Annotated in this window: 10 protein-coding genes and 1 tRNA gene; 7 read left to right on the plus strand and 4 right to left on the minus strand. The window is 58.2% G+C overall.

The features are described from left to right. Positions 1-122 precede the first annotated feature (122 nt). Positions 123-1,412, minus strand: a complete 1,290-nt coding sequence (guaA, locus tag BN1969_RS09490) for a glutamine-hydrolyzing GMP synthase (protein WP_050624084.1) — start codon at positions 1,410-1,412, stop codon at positions 123-125. Positions 1,413-1,727: 315 nt separating this feature from the next. Here guaA and BN1969_RS09495 point away from each other — a divergent pair. Continuing rightward, positions 1,728-1,803: transfer RNA gene (locus BN1969_RS09495), tRNA-Ala, on the plus strand. Positions 1,804-1,876: 73 nt separating this feature from the next. Here the strand turns inward: BN1969_RS09495 and BN1969_RS09500 are convergent. Together BN1969_RS09500 and BN1969_RS09505 are read right to left on the minus strand one after the other, a co-directional pair. Beyond that, positions 1,877-2,917, minus strand: coding sequence for a sensor histidine kinase (locus BN1969_RS09500; RefSeq protein ID WP_050624085.1), 1,041 nt, complete (start codon positions 2,915-2,917; stop codon positions 1,877-1,879). Further along, a complete protein-coding gene (locus BN1969_RS09505) occupies positions 2,914-3,597 on the minus strand; it encodes a response regulator transcription factor (RefSeq protein ID WP_050624086.1) in 684 nt (227 codons plus the stop codon). Before BN1969_RS09505 ends, BN1969_RS09500 begins: the two co-directional genes overlap by 4 nt. Before the next feature lie 406 nt (positions 3,598-4,003). Here BN1969_RS09505 and BN1969_RS09510 point away from each other — a divergent pair, with 406 nt between their 5' ends. The 5 genes from BN1969_RS09510 to BN1969_RS09530 all read left to right on the plus strand — a co-directional run bounded on the left by BN1969_RS09510 (position 4,004) and on the right by BN1969_RS09530 (position 11,944). After that, positions 4,004-5,287 (plus strand): TolC family protein, encoded by a 1,284-nt coding sequence (locus BN1969_RS09510; protein WP_050624087.1) that lies wholly within the window; start codon positions 4,004-4,006, stop codon positions 5,285-5,287. 71 nt (positions 5,288-5,358) lie between these two features. Then, complete coding sequence (locus BN1969_RS09515; RefSeq protein ID WP_157954837.1) at positions 5,359-6,579, plus strand: efflux RND transporter periplasmic adaptor subunit; 1,221 nt, start codon at positions 5,359-5,361, stop codon at positions 6,577-6,579. Positions 6,580-6,585: 6 nt separating this feature from the next. Then, entirely contained in the window at positions 6,586-9,642 is a 3,057-nt protein-coding gene (locus BN1969_RS09520; RefSeq protein WP_050624089.1) for an efflux RND transporter permease subunit, read from the plus strand. A 324-nt stretch (positions 9,643-9,966) separates the two neighbouring features. Next, a complete protein-coding gene (locus BN1969_RS18375) occupies positions 9,967-10,224 on the plus strand; it encodes a LysE family translocator (protein ID WP_050624090.1) in 258 nt (85 codons plus the stop codon). Between the two features lie 349 nt (positions 10,225-10,573). Further along, positions 10,574-11,944 (plus strand): MATE family efflux transporter, encoded by a 1,371-nt coding sequence (locus BN1969_RS09530; protein WP_050624091.1) that lies wholly within the window; start codon positions 10,574-10,576, stop codon positions 11,942-11,944. Positions 11,945-12,051: 107 nt separating this feature from the next. On the opposite strand, the gene BN1969_RS09535 is transcribed toward BN1969_RS09530, so the two are convergent. Then, a complete protein-coding gene (locus tag BN1969_RS09535) occupies positions 12,052-14,058 on the minus strand; it encodes a methyl-accepting chemotaxis protein (RefSeq protein ID WP_050624092.1) in 2,007 nt (668 codons plus the stop codon). Positions 14,059-14,937: 879 nt separating this feature from the next. Between BN1969_RS09535 and BN1969_RS09540 the strand changes: the two genes are divergently transcribed. After that, positions 14,938-16,350: a sodium:solute symporter family protein gene (locus tag BN1969_RS09540; protein ID WP_050624093.1), complete on the plus strand. Its 1,413-nt coding sequence runs from the start codon at positions 14,938-14,940 to the stop codon at positions 16,348-16,350. The last annotated feature ends 21 nt before the right edge of the window (positions 16,351-16,371 follow it).

The raw sequence follows: 16,371 nt of genomic DNA on the forward strand, positions 1-16,371 counted from the left end.
TCTTTTCAAACTCGATAAATCAGGATTTGACGAGTGCTATCAATCTGCTATCAAATGGGGAATTTGAAAATCAAAAAGTCAGTGTTTTCAAGGGTTTTCGGCCCCTCATATCCACTTTTTGCTTATTCCCACTCAATCGTTCCAGAGGGCTTCGGTGTCAGGTCATAGAGCACACGGTTGACTCCCTTGACCTCGGAGGTGATGCGGGCGGTGATCTTTTGTAGCAGGGCAAAGGGCACATCCTCTACCGTGGCAGTCATGGCGTCCACGGTATTCACCGCACGGAGGATCACAGGCCAGTCAAAGGTGCGCACGCCGTCCCGTACGCCCACGGACTTGAAATCAGGCACCACGGTGAAGTACTGCCAGACCCTTCCCTGGAGCCCGGCGGCAGCAAACTCCTCCCGTAGGATGGCGTCGGATTCCCGAACGGCCTCCAGGCGGTCACGGGTGATGGCGCCCAGACAGCGCACGCCCAGACCCGGTCCGGGGAAGGGCTGGCGGTACACCATGGAATCGGGCAGGCCCAGAGCCTTGCCACAGGCCCGGACCTCATCCTTGAAGAGCATCTTCAGAGGCTCCACCAGCTCGAATTTCAGATCCTCCGGCAGGCCGCCTACGTTGTGGTGGCTCTTGACCGCCTTGACGGTCTTGGTGCCGGACTCGATAATGTCGGGGTAGATGGTGCCCTGGGCCAGGAATTCGATGCCCTCCAGCTTACGGGCCTCCTCCTCAAACACTCGGATGAATTCCGCGCCGATGATCTTGCGTTTCTGCTCAGGATCAGCTGCGCCGGCCAGTTTATCCAGGAAGCGATCCACTGCGTCCACATAGATCAGGTTGGCGTCCATCTGATGGCGGAACACCTCCACCACCTGCTCTGGCTCGCCCTTGCGCAGCAGCCCGTGGTTGACGTGAACACAGGTGAGCTGTTTGCCGATGGCGCGAATCAAAAGGGCAGCCACTACGGAGGAGTCCACACCGCCGGAGAGGGCCAGCAGGACCTTCCGGTCTCCGACTTGCTGCCGGATCAGCTCCACCTGGTCGGCAATGAAGTTCTCCATATTCCAATTGGGCTGGGCGCCGCACACACCGAACACGAAATTGGAGAGGGCCTGCTTGCGTTCCTCCTCATCGCTGGGCCAGGGCTGATCACCCTTGTGGTCGGCCAGAAGGACGGGGACATCGTGGTTGTAGATCTCCTTGGCGGCGTCGATCTCAACACCGTCCACCACCCGGTTGGGGCCGCCGTTTAGGATGATCCCCTTCACGTTGGGGAGGGCCTTGACCTCCTCCAGTGTGATATCGTGGGGGTGGATTTCGCTGTAAACGCCTAGAGCGCGGATCTCACGGGCCAGACGGGGGTTTTCCTCGCTGCCAAGATCGAGAATAAGGATCATGTCCTGTTTCATTTTGGTACCTCCACTTCTTGTTGAATGATGCCTCTATCCTACCACAACAGACGCCGGGCCATCAATAGAAAAATAGAAAAAAGGCGGATCTTGCGGGAGAGGAGAAAAGCGGGGGAAGGGCGGCTCAGCGCCGGAGAGCAAAGACGCCAGAACGGGTGGGGTAGAACCGGGGAGACTCAGTCGGACGTGTGACGTGTGTTGTATCTGGCCTGTGTATCCCGGCTCTAAGAAATATTTTGCAATAAAATTGGCGGAAGCCCTTGACAAAGGTAAGTGCGTCTGCTAAAATAACTTCTGCCCTGTGAGGCACAATATGGGGGTATAGCTCAGCTGGGAGAGCGCTTGAATGGCATTCAAGAGGTCAGCGGTTCGATCCCGCTTATCTCCACCAAAGAGAAAGACCCACACAGTTTAACTGTGTGGGTCTTTTATTTTTTGAGAAAAAGAGGACGGCATCTAGAATCTTATAGTGCTGGGGGACAGGGGAGGCGGACGGTGAAGGTGCTGCCCTGATCCACCACGCTATCCACCCGGACCTGGCCGCCGCACAGCTCCAAGATCCGGTAAACAATAGACAGCCCCAGCCCCAGGCCTCTCCCGCTGCCGCTGGAGCGGCTGCCTTGGTAGTATTTATCAAAGACATGGGAGCGGACCTCTTCCGGCATGCCGATGCCCGTATCAGCGACCGAGATCTCCAGCTCTTCCGGGCGGACCTGGAGTGTCACAGTGATCTCGCCCCCTTCCGGGGTGTATTTTACGGCGTTATCGAGCAGGTTGATCCACACATGGCGCATCAGCTCCTCGTTGCCTACGAACTCCGCCGGCTCCAGGCTGGCGGTAAAGGAGATCTGCTTTTTCTCCCAGGAGGGGGAGAGGAGGATGGCGCACCGCTTGATCTGTTCGTCCAGGGGGTAGGGGCGCTTCTCAGCAATAAACTGCTGGGACTCCAGCCGGGTGAGGAGCAGGGTGCTGTTGGCCAGGTCGGCCAGGTGGGAGGACTCATCCAGAATGATCTGGAGATACTGTTCACGCTCCTCCGGGGTGGTGTCCGGCTCCCGCAGGAGCTCCGCAAAGCCTTTGATAGCGGTGATAGGGGTCTTGAATTCGTGGGAGAAGTGGTTGATGAAGTCGGAGCGCAGGGTCTGGATGCTCTGCAGCTCTTTGGACATCTTGTTGAAATCCTCATAGGCAGGCTGGAGGGGGCCGCCCTCCTCCGGCTCCAGATACTGGGAAAAATCCCCGTCTGCCACTGCCTTTAAGCCCCGGGTCAGGCCGGACACCATTCGGTTGAATTGGCGGCTGAACAGCGTGGCGGTGATCCCCACCACCAGCCCCATCACCGCGAGAATTCCGAGCACCGAGACCGTGGATGCCCGGAGCCAGTGGAACCGGTCCAGAATGTGGAGCATCGCAAAGGGGGCCACTGTCACCAGTGTGACCACAACGGACTCGATGGACAGCCAGAAGGCCAGCGTGCGGTTCCGCCACGGACGTCGCTTTTTCATGGCTGCCCCTCCTTTGTGATCTCCGCCTTATATCCCAGGCCCTTGATAGTGACGATGCGAAACTCGGGAATGTCCCGCAGCTTGTTGCGCAGGCGGCTGATGTGGGTCTTCACGGTATCCTCCCCACTCTCCGAGTCATAGCCCCAGACCCCGTCCAGCAGCTGGTTTCGGGTGAAGATCTGTCCCGGATAAGACAGAAGCTTATAGAGCAGCTCGAACTCCTTTTTGGGCAGCTCCATAGCCGCCCCCTCCCGGGTGACGGTGTATGTCCCTGAGTCCAGCACTGTCCGCCCCACCACGATCCGATGCTCGCTGGCGATGTGCGCCCGGCGCAGCAACGCATCCAGCCGCCAGATCAGCTCCTCGTAGTTCACCGGCTTGGTCATATAATCGTCCACGCCGGAGGAAAATCCCTCACGCTTGTCCTCGAAAGACTGTTTGGCGGTGAGCAGGAGGACCGGGATCTGGTCCCCCCGCTCCCGCAGGGTCTTTACCAGCGTATAGCCGTCCATTCGAGGCATCATCACATCAGCAATGATTAAGTCCACTGGCTGCCGTTCCAGCACGTCCAGGGCCTCCACCCCATCCTGGACGCTGATGATGGCATACCGGTGCTTCAGCTTGGCGGTGGTGAGCAGGCGCATAGAGGTATCGTCTTCCACCAGCAGAATGGTCGCCATTGCCGTCTCCCTTCCCCGGCCTTGGTTTGGGAAGACCCCTCTGGGCAGTTCTCCCGCGCCGGAGTTATTTTTGATAGTTCCACAACAAAAATCAACGAAAGAACAACAGCCTAGTATCTCATCCATGGGATATAGGGTGTCACAGACATTATATCGTCCCAGGGGCTGTCCGTCAAAGGGAGAGCCCGCCTCTGGAAGACCAGCATAGCCCCTTCGGGTAAACTAGACGTAAACTCCCTGTCGCTCTTTGTGGGTTTTTCTAAAAAATGTGGGGCAGAGAGGGGGATTTCCGGCGTTTTCTTCCTGCCGCCCGGGCGGCCCAGTTTACAATGAGTTTACCTGAGCGTGCTATGCTACCGCCGTTAGAAAATCTGCACGAACGCGCAGCGACGATGGAGGCACAACCATGAGACAAAGAATTTCTCTGCTGCTGGCTGTATTGATTCTAGCCGGTACGCTGAGCCTTCCCACCCTGGCCGCAGAGCCGGGGGAGGACAACGCACGGGAGACCGGGGCCCAGAATGGGGGAGTCCAGCAGGTCCCTGCTGACCCGGAGGAGACCCAGGATCCCCGGCCCGACCCGGAGGGGACAGTGACCTGGGCCAACCTGGACAGCCGCATCCGGGAGGGGAGCCTGAGCGCCCTGATCCTGGTGGAGAACATCGGCGGCATCGAGGGCATCGACTATGACCTGATGTATGATGATTTGCGCCGACAGATCAACGACATCGCCGATCTGCAGTGGATGATGGTCCTGATGGGCAACAGCATGGGTGCTGACGCCCTGGACCAGACCTATGACGCTCTGCGGGAGACCTTTGACGCGATCAAGGACGGAGAGCTGCAGGCGGACAACGCCGATGTGGTGTGGCAGCTGGAGGACACGGTGAACCAGGTGGTCTCCGGGGGCGAGACGCTGTACATCACCCTTCTGGGCCTGGAGCAGCAGGCCGCCGACGGACAGCGGGGCCTGGCCGCCCTGGACCGGAGCTTGGAGGAGCTGCGCCTGCGGCAGACGCTGGGCCAGGTGTCCCAGCAGACGGTGGCTCAGCTGGAGCAGACCCGGGTGGAGACCGTCAGCCAGCTGAACAGCCTGGACGCCACCATCCGGGAGCTGAAGGTCCAGCTCCAGAATCTCATCGGTGAGGCCCCCACCGGAGAGCTGGAACTGGGCGCTCTGCCTACCCGGTCGGAGACAGTGTGGGAGGTCCCCGACTATGAGGCCGGCCTGGAGGCCGCCAAGGCGGCCAGCTGGACCCTGCGCAGTGCCCAGAAGGCGCTGGAGGATGCGGAGGAGGATTGGAAGGACGCCCGCTCCGACTACCGCTCCTCCCGCAAGCAGTACCTGCTCCAGCAGGCGGAGCATACCTGGAACGCCGCTCAGCTCACCTACCAGTCCACAGTCCAGAACTTCGAGACCAGCTTCAAAAGCCTGTATGACTCCCTGGCCAACTATGAGCAGCTGTATGCCAGTGCCCAGTCCGCTCTGGTTTGGCAGCAGTCCCAGCTGGACACCGTCCAGACCCGCTATGACCTGGGGCTGACCACCTGCTCCGCGGTGCTGGATGCCCAGGACGAAGTGGCATCTGCCCAATCTGCCCTGGACAGCGCCTGGAGGGACCTGTTCTCCGCCTGCAACAGCTATCGCTGGGCGGTGGAGTACGGCCTGCTCCCGGCCCAGGGAGCATAAACAGAGACACTCAGGGCGGCCCCTGCCGGCTGCCCGCAGTTTGAAGGGAAGAAAGGATGGAACACAACTCCATGGATCGCAAACTTTCCGTTTTATTGTGCGGTGCCCTGACCCTCGCCTTGGCTGGCTGCCAGGCGCCGGTGGAGGAGCCCCTGCTGGACCCCACCGTAACGGTGGAGACCACCGCCGTCCAGGCCGGGGACCTGAGCACCCAGAGCACATACATCGGCACCATCTCCGCAGAGGGTACTGCCAGCGTGGTATCCATGATCTCCGGCAATGTGGAGCAAGTGGCCGTTGCCGTAGGGGACACCGTCTCTGCCGGGGACCTGCTGTGCCGCTTTGATGACGAGAGCGCCCGCCTGAGCCTGCAAAATGCCCAGGCCGCGGCCAACAGTGCCCAGGAGAGCTATAACAGCGCGGTGTCCAACTACGGCGGCACGGACCTGCCCCTGCTGCAGGAGCAGCTGCGCCTGGCCCAGGACAACTATGACGACACTCTGGCCCTGCTGGAGATCGGCGCTGCCTCCCAGGTGGAAGTGGACCAGGCCCACCAGACCCTCCTGTCTGCCCAGGCTGGCCTGGAGGCGGCCCAGGCATCCCTGAACTCTGCCCGGGCGGGCATCCAGTCCGCCCAGGTGGGGGTGGATTCCGCCCAGTACCAGCTCTCCCTCTACAACCTCACTGCCCCCATCAACGGCGTGGTGGAGGCGGTGAACGTCACCCAGAACAACTTCGCCGCCTCCGGTCAGGTGGCCTTCGTCATCTCCAATGGAAACAACAAAACGGTCACCTTCTATGTCACCGACTCTGTGCGCCAGACCCTTACTCCTGGCCAGGCGGTCACCGTCACCTATAACGGCCAGTCCTATGAGGGGGCGGTCACCGAGATCGGCGGCGTGGTGGACGCCCAAGTGGGCCAGTTCAGGGTAAAGGCTATTATCGACGGAGCCCAGGACCTGCCCGACGGGCTGGCGGTGGAGCTGACCACCACCGCCCACCAGGTCACCGGGGCAGTGCTCATCCCCAGCGACGCTATGTTTTTTGAAAGCGGCGTCTCCTATGTGTATGTGGTCCAGGACGGCAAAGCGGTGCGCTCCGACGTGACCATCGGCCTGTACACCGCTGACACCATCGCCGTAACCAGCGGCTTGACCCTGGGGGACGAGGTCATCACCACTTGGTCCTCCAGCCTGCGGGACGGGGTCTCCGTGCAGACCGCCGCCCAGACGGAGGACAGCGAGAGCGCCCAGGCCGATCCGGCGGCATCCGGCCCAGAGGCGGAGGGATAACGTGGCATGAAGTTCATTCAATTAGTCCTGCGGCGCCCCATGTCTATCATCACCCTCATCCTGGGCGTGGTGGTGTTCGGCTCCGCTTCCCTCACCGGGATGCCCCTGGAGTATATGCCGGACATGGAGATGCCCATGGAGCTGGTGATGATCACCTGGCCGGGGGCAGATGCGGACAGCGTGGACCGGCTGCTAACCCAGCCAATGGAGGACGAGTGTGAGTCCCTGTCCGATCTGGACTCCATCAACTCCTACTCCTCGGAAAACTACACCATGCTCCAGCTGACCTATCAATACGGCACGGACATGGACGACGCCTACTCTGATCTGAAGAGCGCCATCGATAACCTGATGCCCTCCCTCCCTGACGAGTGCGGCGACCCCATCATCATGGAGATCAGCGCCGACGCCCTGGGAACCATGATGATCTCCGCCACTGCCCCCGCGGGCATCGACGTGGCGGACTATCTGGACAACGAGGTGGTCCCCGCCCTGGAGAATATCGGCGGCGTGGCCCGGGTAGAGCTGTCCGGCGCCCGGGATGAGTACCTGCGCATCGTGCTGGACGAGGCGGCCATGCGGCAGTATGGACTGTCCATTTCCACCGTGGGCTCTGCCATCGCGGCGGCCGACTTCGACATGCCGGTGGGCAGCGTGTCCCTGGGCTCCCAGGACATCGCCCTGGGCGTGTACGGCAACGTGGAGGTCAACCCCAACTTCCGGGATCTGCCCATCCAGACCCCTTCCGGCCACACGGTAATGCTGGAGGATATCTGTACCTTCTTCAACCTGTATAAGGAGGATGCGGACACCGTCAGCCGCTACAACGGCCAGGAGAGCGTCATGCTCACTGTCACCAAGCAGGATTCCGCCGCCACTATGGAGGTGTGCAATGCGGTCCAGGACGTGCTGGACCAGTACAGCGTGGACGGTGTGGGCTTTGAGACCATTTACAGCGAGGGCGACAGTATCCTGGAGACCCTGGGCGAGGTGCTCAATACCCTCATCACCGGCGTCATCCTAACCATGATCGTGCTGTTCGTCTTCTTCGGCGACCTGCGGGCCAGCCTGATCGTGGGCATCAGCATGCCTCTGTCCATCCTGCTGGCAGTGATCCTGCTGAACTTTGCCGGCTTCAACATCGACCTGATGACCGGCTCGGCCCTCATCATCGCCATCGGCATGATCGTGGATAACTCCATTGTGGTGCTGGAGAGCTGCATGCGCTGCAAGGAAGAGGGAATGGATTTCCGGGAGGCTGCCGCCACCGGCACGGCCACCATGCTCATGTCCATCCTGGCGGGCACCCTCACCACCGTGGTGGTGTACATCCCCATGGCCATGGCCGACGGCCTGGTGGGCATGATGACCGGCCCCCTGAGCTGGACCATCCTGCTGACCCTGCTGTGCTCCTTCCTGTGCGCTGTGGTGGTGGTCCCACTGGCCTTCCTCTGGCTCAAGCCCCGGACCAAGGATCAGCTTATTACCAACCGCATCCTGGGCCGGTTCAAGGGCTTCTACCGCCGGACCCTGCCCCGGCTGCTGCGCCACCCCGGGCGGGTGGTGCTGGTGGGCGGCGCCTGCTTCCTGGCCGCCATCCTGCTGATGACCCAGATGGAATTTGTGATGATGGCCAGCAACTATGACGGCAGCATCACTGTGGACGTAGCTTTCCGCTCGGGCACCAAGGTGGAGGTGATGAACCAGCGCATTCAGACCCTGGAGGACGCCCTCCTCTCCGACGAGAACTTCGAGAGCGTGACCCTGGACCTGTCCGGGAATACCGCCTCCTTCACCGCCTACTCCGTAGATAACTGTGACCGCTCCAGCGAGGCGGCGGTGGAGGAGTACACCGCCCGCTTCGGCAGCGTGCCGGATATGGATGTGTCTGTCTCCCCCAGCGGCGCCATGGACATGAGCGCCCTGATGAGCAGCAACAGCAAGGACGTGGTCCTGCTGGGCAGCGACCTGGATACCCTTCAGACCGCAGCGGAGCAGGTGGAGGAGGCCATGACACAGGTCCCCGGCGTTATCCGCATCGAGAACCCCTTCCGCTCCAGCCAGTCCAAGGGCCGCATCGTCATCAATTCCCAGAAGGCCATGGCCCTGGGCACCTCTGAGTCAGCGGTGGCCATGCAGATCTACTATTTGCTGGAGGGCATGAATGCCACATCGGTGGACTACGGCGACACGGAGTATGATGTGGTCCTGGAGTACCCCGAGGGCAAGTACGACGATATCTCCGCCCTGCTGGACTACCCCATCACCACCCAGACTGGCCAGCAGGTGGCCCTGCGGGACATCTCCACCGTAGAGTACATCACTACTCTGCCCATCATCACCCGGCAGGAGGGACAGTACAGCGTCACCCTTACGGCCACCACCACCGATTCCGCCAAGTACAGCGCCCCAAAAGAGATCGACGCCCGGACGGCCCAGCTCGACCTGCCCCAGGGGGTGTCCTTCGGCGTGGGCATGATGGATGAGAGCACCGCAGAGGGCCTGGAGAGCATGGCGACCGCCATCGCCGCGGGCATCTTCCTGGTGTTCCTGGTCATGGCCATCCAGTTCGACTCCCCCCGGCTGTCCATCATGGTGATGATGTGTATTCCGCTGAGCCTTATTGGCTCCATCGGCCTGGTGTTCCTCAACGGGCGGCCCATGAGCATCGTGGGCCTGATGGGCTTCCTGATGCTGGTGGGCATCGCGGTGAACAACGGCATCTATCTGGTGGACGGCACCAACCAGCTGCGGCAGACCATGCCTCTAGGGGATGCACTGGTGGAGGCGGGCACCACCCGCCTGCGCCCGATCCTGATGACCACCCTGACCACCATCATCTCCATGGTGCCTATGATTTTTTCCAATGACAGCGGCATGAGCATGATGAAGGACATGGCCTACGTCATGGTGGGCGGCCTTATCGCCTCCACCCTCCTGGCCATGTTCCTGATGCCCGCCTTCTATCTGCTGATCCGGCGGGAGAACCTGGACGGCACCAAAAAGGGCCGCCGCAAAAAGCAGCAGCCCGAACCTGTGGAGGCCGGAAACACCCAGTCCTGACCGCCCCCAATAGAGACAAGACAGGAGCGCCCCGGCGGGGCGCTCCTGTCTTGTCTTTCCCACTGTGGACAGCTTGCCTTTTTCCGAGGGGGAGAGCTCCGGGGGAGATCCATGTGTGATGGAAGCCTGTACCATGTTTTACTATGAACGGGAAAGGTATATGCCGTCGGCAGTGGGGCTTAAATATGTAGGCGCGGCTTATATTGTCTGCCTCGATATCCATGCGGACTTGCGCAAGCCGGGAGAGACGGAGGACAGGCAGATGTCCTTTTGGGAGGACTCCCTGATGAGATTTGTTAATGTAAAGATTATCTTTTCGCGATCATGGTCTACACGGGCTATATCCTGCCCTGTGATAAGGACCTCAACGCCGTGCCGATCCACGTGGTCATACTGACAGCCATCGGTGCGGCGGGGACCCTTACCTGGGCTGCGGCGGGCGGCGCTTTCCAAAAGTCCCTGACCAAATATTGCCGCCCCATCAATATTGCTATAGGGCTGGTGTTGCTGTGGTGCGCCATGCCGCTGTCGTTTGACACAGGAGTGGGGGGCTGGCGGGCTGGTGTAAAATATTGCAGATAGTAGTGATAAAAGCCGTCATGGACATGCCTTGCCTTTTCGGGCGCTGTGCGCATCTCTTTGGCGATTACGGCATAGGTCGCTCTTTCGGTCTCCTATATTTCATGATGCGGGAGATGATTGAAAACCCACGACTTACTTTTTTACCGGAGACCACTTTGGGCAGCCCGGCTGTTGGGGCAGTTCATGGAGGCGGACGTGGTTTTGGCTGTTTTACATATAGATTTTACAAAGAAATCATTATAAAATACAACTGTTAAAAAGCAGGGGTGCCGGGGCTGGGGTCCTGCACGGCAGGATCAAGACGCCGGACAGGCGGAGTGCGGAGAAGCGCGGCCATAGGAGGCGGGAGATGGTGAAAGGGGAAGTCCATAATTTTTCCAGAGGGAGCATCCCCCGCAATATCATGTCCCTGGCTCTGCCCATGACCGCCGCGCAGCTGATCAACGTACTGTACAGCGTGGTGGACCGGGTCTACCTGGGGCGTCTGCCTGGGCATCTGGCCCTGACCGGGCTGGGACTGACGATCCCAATCGTATCCATCATCATGGGATTTGCCAACCTGTGCGGAACTGGAGGCGCGCCGCTGTGTTCCATCAAACGGGGACAGGGAGACAATGAGGAGGCGGAGCGGGTGCTGGGCAACGCCTTCACCCTGCTGCTGATCTTTGGGGCTGCGGTCACTGCCGTCTTTCTATGGTTCAAGCAGCCGTTGCTCTACCTGTTCGGCGCAAGCGACGCCACCTATCCCTATGCCGACGCGTATATGACCATCTATCTTCTGGGAACGATCTTTGTGATGATCGGCCTGGGGATGAATCCCTTCATCACGGCCCAGGGGTTTGGCGGGGTGGGTATGATGACGGTGGGGCTGGGAGCCTTGGTAAACATCGTGCTGGACCCCATTTTTATTTTTGGGATGGGGATGGGGGTGCGGGGCGCGGCCCTGGCGACTGTGATCGCCCAGGGGTGCTCCGCCCTGTGGGTGCTGCGCTTCCTTACCGGGCAGCGGGCTATTCTGCGGCTGAGGGTGCGGAATATGGCGCTGTGTGCCCCACGGGTAAGATCCATCGTGACCCTGGGCCTGTCTGGCTTCTTTATGAACTTGACCAACAGCTTGGTCCAGGTGGTGTGCAACGCCACCCTTCAGGCCTATGGCGGGGACCTGTACGTGGGGGTGATGACCATCATCAACTCGCTGCGGGAGGTGTTTTTCATGCCGGTGCAGGGCCTGAGCAATGGTGCCCAGCCGGTGACGGGGTACAACTACGGCGCCGGACAGTACAGCCGGGTCCGCCGCTCCATCCGCTTCAGTGTGGCGGTGACCGTGGCGTATGCCGCCGCCTTCTGGGCCGTGGCCATGCTGTTTCCCGGCATGCTGATCCGGGTGTTCAACAATGAACCAGAGGTGGTGGAGGCCGGTATCCCTGCGCTGCGCATCTATTTCTGCCTGTTTATCCCCATGTCCCTTCAGATGGCAGGTCAGGGCGTCTTTGTGGGGCTGGGGCGCTCCAAGCAGGCTATCTTCTTCTCCCTGCTGCGCAAAGCGGTAATCAACGCGCCGCTCACTGTCATTCTCCCCATTTGGATGGGGACGACCGGCGTCTTCACAGCGGAGGCCGTCTCCCAGCTGATCGGCGGCCTAGCCTGTATCCTCACCATGTATTTCACCGTCTACCGCCCGCTGGGCAGCCTGCCGGACCAGCCCCTGGAGCGCGTGTGACACGATCGGAGCATAGGAAATGCAAAAGCGGACTGCACTAGCAGTCCGCTTTTGTGTTTGTAGTTCCAAAGCATCCGGCTTAGCCGAAGGTTTTGGCTTGTGGAAGATCAGTTTCCCAAAGTATCGCTATAAGAATGCACATTGTCTGGGAGCCGGAACTGTCCAACAAGATCGTCAAGGAGCTGCGCCTGGGAGGACAACTCCTCACTGGCGGCAGCGGACTGCTCACTGGTGGCAGAATTGGTCTGAACGACCGCGGAAATCTGATCCAATCCCACAGTAACCTGTGCGATTGCCGCTGAAATGGTATCCACCATTTCAGCTACCCTGACCATATCGTCTACAGCCAAACCGGCAAGATCTGTTGTCTTTTGGAGCGAATCCGTTACATTTGTCACAATGGCGTTTCCATTTTGCACCGACTCAACAGAACTCTCGATCAGTTCTTTCGTGGCCTTAGCCGCTTGGTCGGATTTAAAGGCCAAATTGCGTACTTCGTCAGCAACGACCGCAAAGCCCTTTCCAGCTGTCCCGGCTCTCGCTGCTTCCACAGCGGCATTGAGGGCCAGAATATTGGTCTGGAAAGCAATGTCCTCAATGGTAGTAATGATATTCCCGATTTTTTTAGAGAACTCTGTGATCTCTGCCATGGCAGTCGTCATTTGGAGCATCATTTCGTTGCTCTGCATGACCTGTCCACCGGCCTCCTCGGCCCGGGAGCGGGACTGTCTCGATACATCCGCTGTTTCGTCCACATTCTGAGAAATGTCATGTACGGTAGCTGCCAGTTCCTGTACAGAACTGGCCTGTTCGGTCGCACCCTGAGCCAGTGCCTGGGCGCCGTCCGATACCTGGGAAGAGCCGGCAGCGATCTGGGCGGAACTTGTGTGGATTTGGGAGAGCACATCGCTCAGCTTGTTCTTGATGCGGCGCATGGAGACCAGCAAGGGGGCAAAGTCTCCAATATACAGCTCCGGAACCCGGGAATCGACTACAAAATTCCCCTCTCCCATCTGGCTGAGCAGATAGTCAATATCCTTCAAAATGGTACTTAAGGCGGTGACAATAATTTTGGTGGAGGATACCAATTCGCCCACCTCATCGTTGCGGTCAAAGTCGGGTACGGGAGCCTCCAGATTTCCTTGGGACAGCAGATGGAGGCGGTCCGAACAGGCCTTGATGGGGCCGCCAATGCCAACTGCCAACCGCAGAGCAACCAAGGACGCGACAATGACAGCCGCGATAAGCAGAACAAGGGTGATAATGATCCCCAGGATGGCTGTGCCAGTAAAATCGGAGGTTGGGGCATTGATAGCAATGCTCCAGCCGTTGGTCTCAGGGACGGGAGCATACGCAGTAAACTTTGTCTCTCCGCCATAGCTGTACTGGCTGAACCCGGTGCCTCCAGCAATCATATCCGTCTCGATCGCGGCCAAATCGGCCAGAGATTTATCGCCTTTTGCATCTTGAATGGTATTTTCCTGATTGCGGACGCTTTCCAGATTGCGGTGGGCAATGGTGTTGCCGGTGGCATCCAGCATATAAGCTGTTCCGCCTTCACTTATCTGGAGGTTGCTGACAATCTCGTTAAGGAATGTTTCCTGGGGCACAAAGTAGACCACGCCAGCTACCCGGCCCCCCACTTGTCCATCCTGCCAGACTGGAGCGGAAATAATGATCGTCATCTCACCGGTAACAGAGGAGATCAATGGCTCGGAGACATAAGTGTTCCCCTGCATTGCGGCTTTGAAATAGGCCCGGTCGCTGTAATTTGACCCGTCGATCAGGCTGCGGCCCTGGGTATTCAGTAGGTTATAACGCTGAAAACCATAGGTATCTACCTTTTGCTGGAGCAGATCCTGCTTTTCTGCCAGGGTGATCTCCGGGTTGGAGAGGCGTGCAGTACTTCCCGTTTCTCCCACGATGTTCCGATATGCCTGGAGTTCATACGACACCCGGTCAGCAGCCACAACAGCCATTTCTTTCATGCTGGCCTCCAGCGTCGACTGTGTACCCCTATAGCTCAGGATACAGGAGGCGCCGCCGACCAGGATCAGGGAAATTGCCAATGTTAGGACCATGGACACCAGTATTTTTGCCTTAATGCTCCTCATTGTTTCTTCCTCCACACGTTCTCTCTGTATTAACGTCCTAATAGTGAGTATCCATTTAAGTTATCGGCATAATTCGGCATAAGATAATAGCTGAGACACATGGCTATAGGCTTCGAGAGATAATATTTTACGGACAGGTGCTTCTGCGGCAACTACTTGTTGGGGGCCCAGAGAAAGCTGCGGCTGTATAGAACGAAAATTTATTCTATATATTTATATATTTTTAGCCGAAAAAGCAAGGGGGGCGAATAAAGCTTGACATCAGCGCATTAGTCAGTTAAAATTTTCTATTATGTGTGTAAACAGAGAGGAGAGAGAACCATGAGCTATATTATCGCGATCGGTGCATACCTGTTTCTGCTGATGATCTATGGCTTAGCCATTATAGAAATACATTCTGGTGCTACCTATGTCGGGATTTAAATTTTTTGCAATTGTAATATCTGTGAGATCTTTATATTGTTTTATTCTTGCGTTGGATGAATATAAGAGAACAAAAGTATCTCTTCCAGAGGTCATACTACTCTTTATAGAAGCGTTGCTGCTTCCAATTATTTGGCTTTTCCAGATTAGTTTATTGTGGTGGTATATTGGTTTCCTGATATTAACAATATGCAAAGTTCTATATTATTTAAGAAAAAATAGGTGATTCCTGATAAAGAACATGCTGACCAAGAAAATGGTTAGCATGTTCTATTTTAAACATTTTGAGACTGTACTCTATGACTAAATTAAATCTACGACCATGCGAATAATTTATGCATTATATGAAATGTACTTACACAGAAAAGACGGGATGGGGGCGAATAAAGCTTGACATCAGCGCATTAGTCAGTTAAAATTTTCTATTATGTGTGTGAACAGAGAGGAGAGAGAACCATGAGCTATATTATCGCAATCGGTGCATACCTGTTTCTGCTGATGATCTATGGCTTGGTCATTGCGCACAAGAAAGTGAAAACTGCAGACGACATGGTCACAGGCGGCCACCGGATACCCTTCATCATCCTGGTGGGAAGTCTGCTGGCTACCTGGTGCGGCGGAGGCGGCATCACCGGAAATGCCAGCATCATTTACAACGGCGGCCCGTGGGTGGGCGCCATCACCTTTGCCGCGCCCCCTATCGGCATTATCCTGCTGTATTTCATCGCGGGCAAGGTCCGCAAGTCCAATAAGGTCACGGTCCCGGAGATCATGGGCGCCCGTTACGGCCAAAGCGCCAGCATCATTTCCGCGGTGTGCGTCATGCTGGCCTATGTGGGCGTATTGGCCACTCAGCTGAAGGCGGCGGCCGACATTCTGGTCCTGCTGTGCAGCTCCAGCGGTGTGGAGATCTCCCGTGGGCTGGCACTTGTCATCTGCACCACGATTATTGTGGTCATCACAGTGGGCGGAGGACTGGTATCCGTGGCATACTCCGACGCGATCAGTGCGCTGATCATGATCGGCGGATTCTTCATTGCCATCCCCATCCTGATCAGTGTGGCAAACGCGCAGGGTGCTGTGCTGCCCCCGGAGAAGACCACTCTCACCGGCGGCATGTCCGGTTGGGAACTGCTGGGCTATTTCCTGCCCTCCCTGGCCCTGATGCTGGGCGACCAGAACATGCTGCAGCGCTTTGCCTCTGCCAAAAACAGCACAGAGGCCAAAAAGTCCAACATCGGCATGTTCATTGGCGAGATCCTGGTCATCGTCAGCATCATCGCAGTGGTGACCCAGGCGGCCCGCCTGTATCCCACGCTGGACACGCCCTCCAACGTGATCTTCCAGGTATCCGTGGACTATCTGCCGATGGCCTTCGGTGCGCTGATCATGTGTGCCTGCATGGCGTTTATCGTCACCACGGCGGACAGCTATCTGCTCTCCTCCGCCACCAACCTGACCAATGACATCTATGTCAAATATATCCGCAAGGACGCTACGGACAAGCAGAAGATGCTGGTGCTGCGGGGGACCATCGTGGTATTCAGTGTCATCGCGGTGGCCCTGACCCTCTATTTCCCCACCGTGCTCTCTCTGCAGATGACCGCCTACACCATGTACGGCGCGGCCATCACGCCGGCTATCCTGTTCGCGCTGTTCTCCAAGAAGGTGACCCCGGCTGCCGGTATTGCCGGCATCCTGGTGGGCGGTCTGGCAACGATCGTCTGGACGCTGATGGGAACGCCCTATGGGATACAGTGTGCCATCGTAGCGGTGCCTGCCTCCGTCATTGCCATCCTGGTCGTGTCCGCTGTGACACCGAAAGGGGAAGCCGCCCGTTCCCTGGATGCGCTCTATCAGGAGAAGTGATCGTAAAGCGGGGCAGAAGAG

The sequence above is a fragment of the Clostridium phoceensis genome (genome assembly GCF_001244495.1).
GTDB classification, from domain to species: domain Bacteria; phylum Bacillota; class Clostridia; order Oscillospirales; family Oscillospiraceae; genus Lawsonibacter; species Lawsonibacter asaccharolyticus.

Coding starts and splice junctions, on each gene's coding strand:
- guaA (WP_050624084.1), bottom strand. CDS start 1,412: ATGAAACAGGACATGATCCTTATTCTCGATCTTGGCAGCGAGGAAAAC.
- BN1969_RS09500 (WP_050624085.1), bottom strand. CDS start 2,917: ATGAAAAAGCGACGTCCGTGGCGGAACCGCACGCTGGCCTTCTGGCTG.
- BN1969_RS09505 (WP_050624086.1), bottom strand. CDS start 3,597: ATGGCGACCATTCTGCTGGTGGAAGACGATACCTCTATGCGCCTGCTC.
- BN1969_RS09510 (WP_050624087.1), top strand. CDS start 4,004: ATGAGACAAAGAATTTCTCTGCTGCTGGCTGTATTGATTCTAGCCGGT.
- BN1969_RS09515 (WP_157954837.1), top strand. CDS start 5,359: ATGGATCGCAAACTTTCCGTTTTATTGTGCGGTGCCCTGACCCTCGCC.
- BN1969_RS09520 (WP_050624089.1), top strand. CDS start 6,586: ATGAAGTTCATTCAATTAGTCCTGCGGCGCCCCATGTCTATCATCACC.
- BN1969_RS18375 (WP_050624090.1), top strand. CDS start 9,967: ATGGTCTACACGGGCTATATCCTGCCCTGTGATAAGGACCTCAACGCC.
- BN1969_RS09530 (WP_050624091.1), top strand. CDS start 10,574: ATGGTGAAAGGGGAAGTCCATAATTTTTCCAGAGGGAGCATCCCCCGC.
- BN1969_RS09535 (WP_050624092.1), bottom strand. CDS start 14,058: ATGAGGAGCATTAAGGCAAAAATACTGGTGTCCATGGTCCTAACATTG.
- BN1969_RS09540 (WP_050624093.1), top strand. CDS start 14,938: ATGAGCTATATTATCGCAATCGGTGCATACCTGTTTCTGCTGATGATC.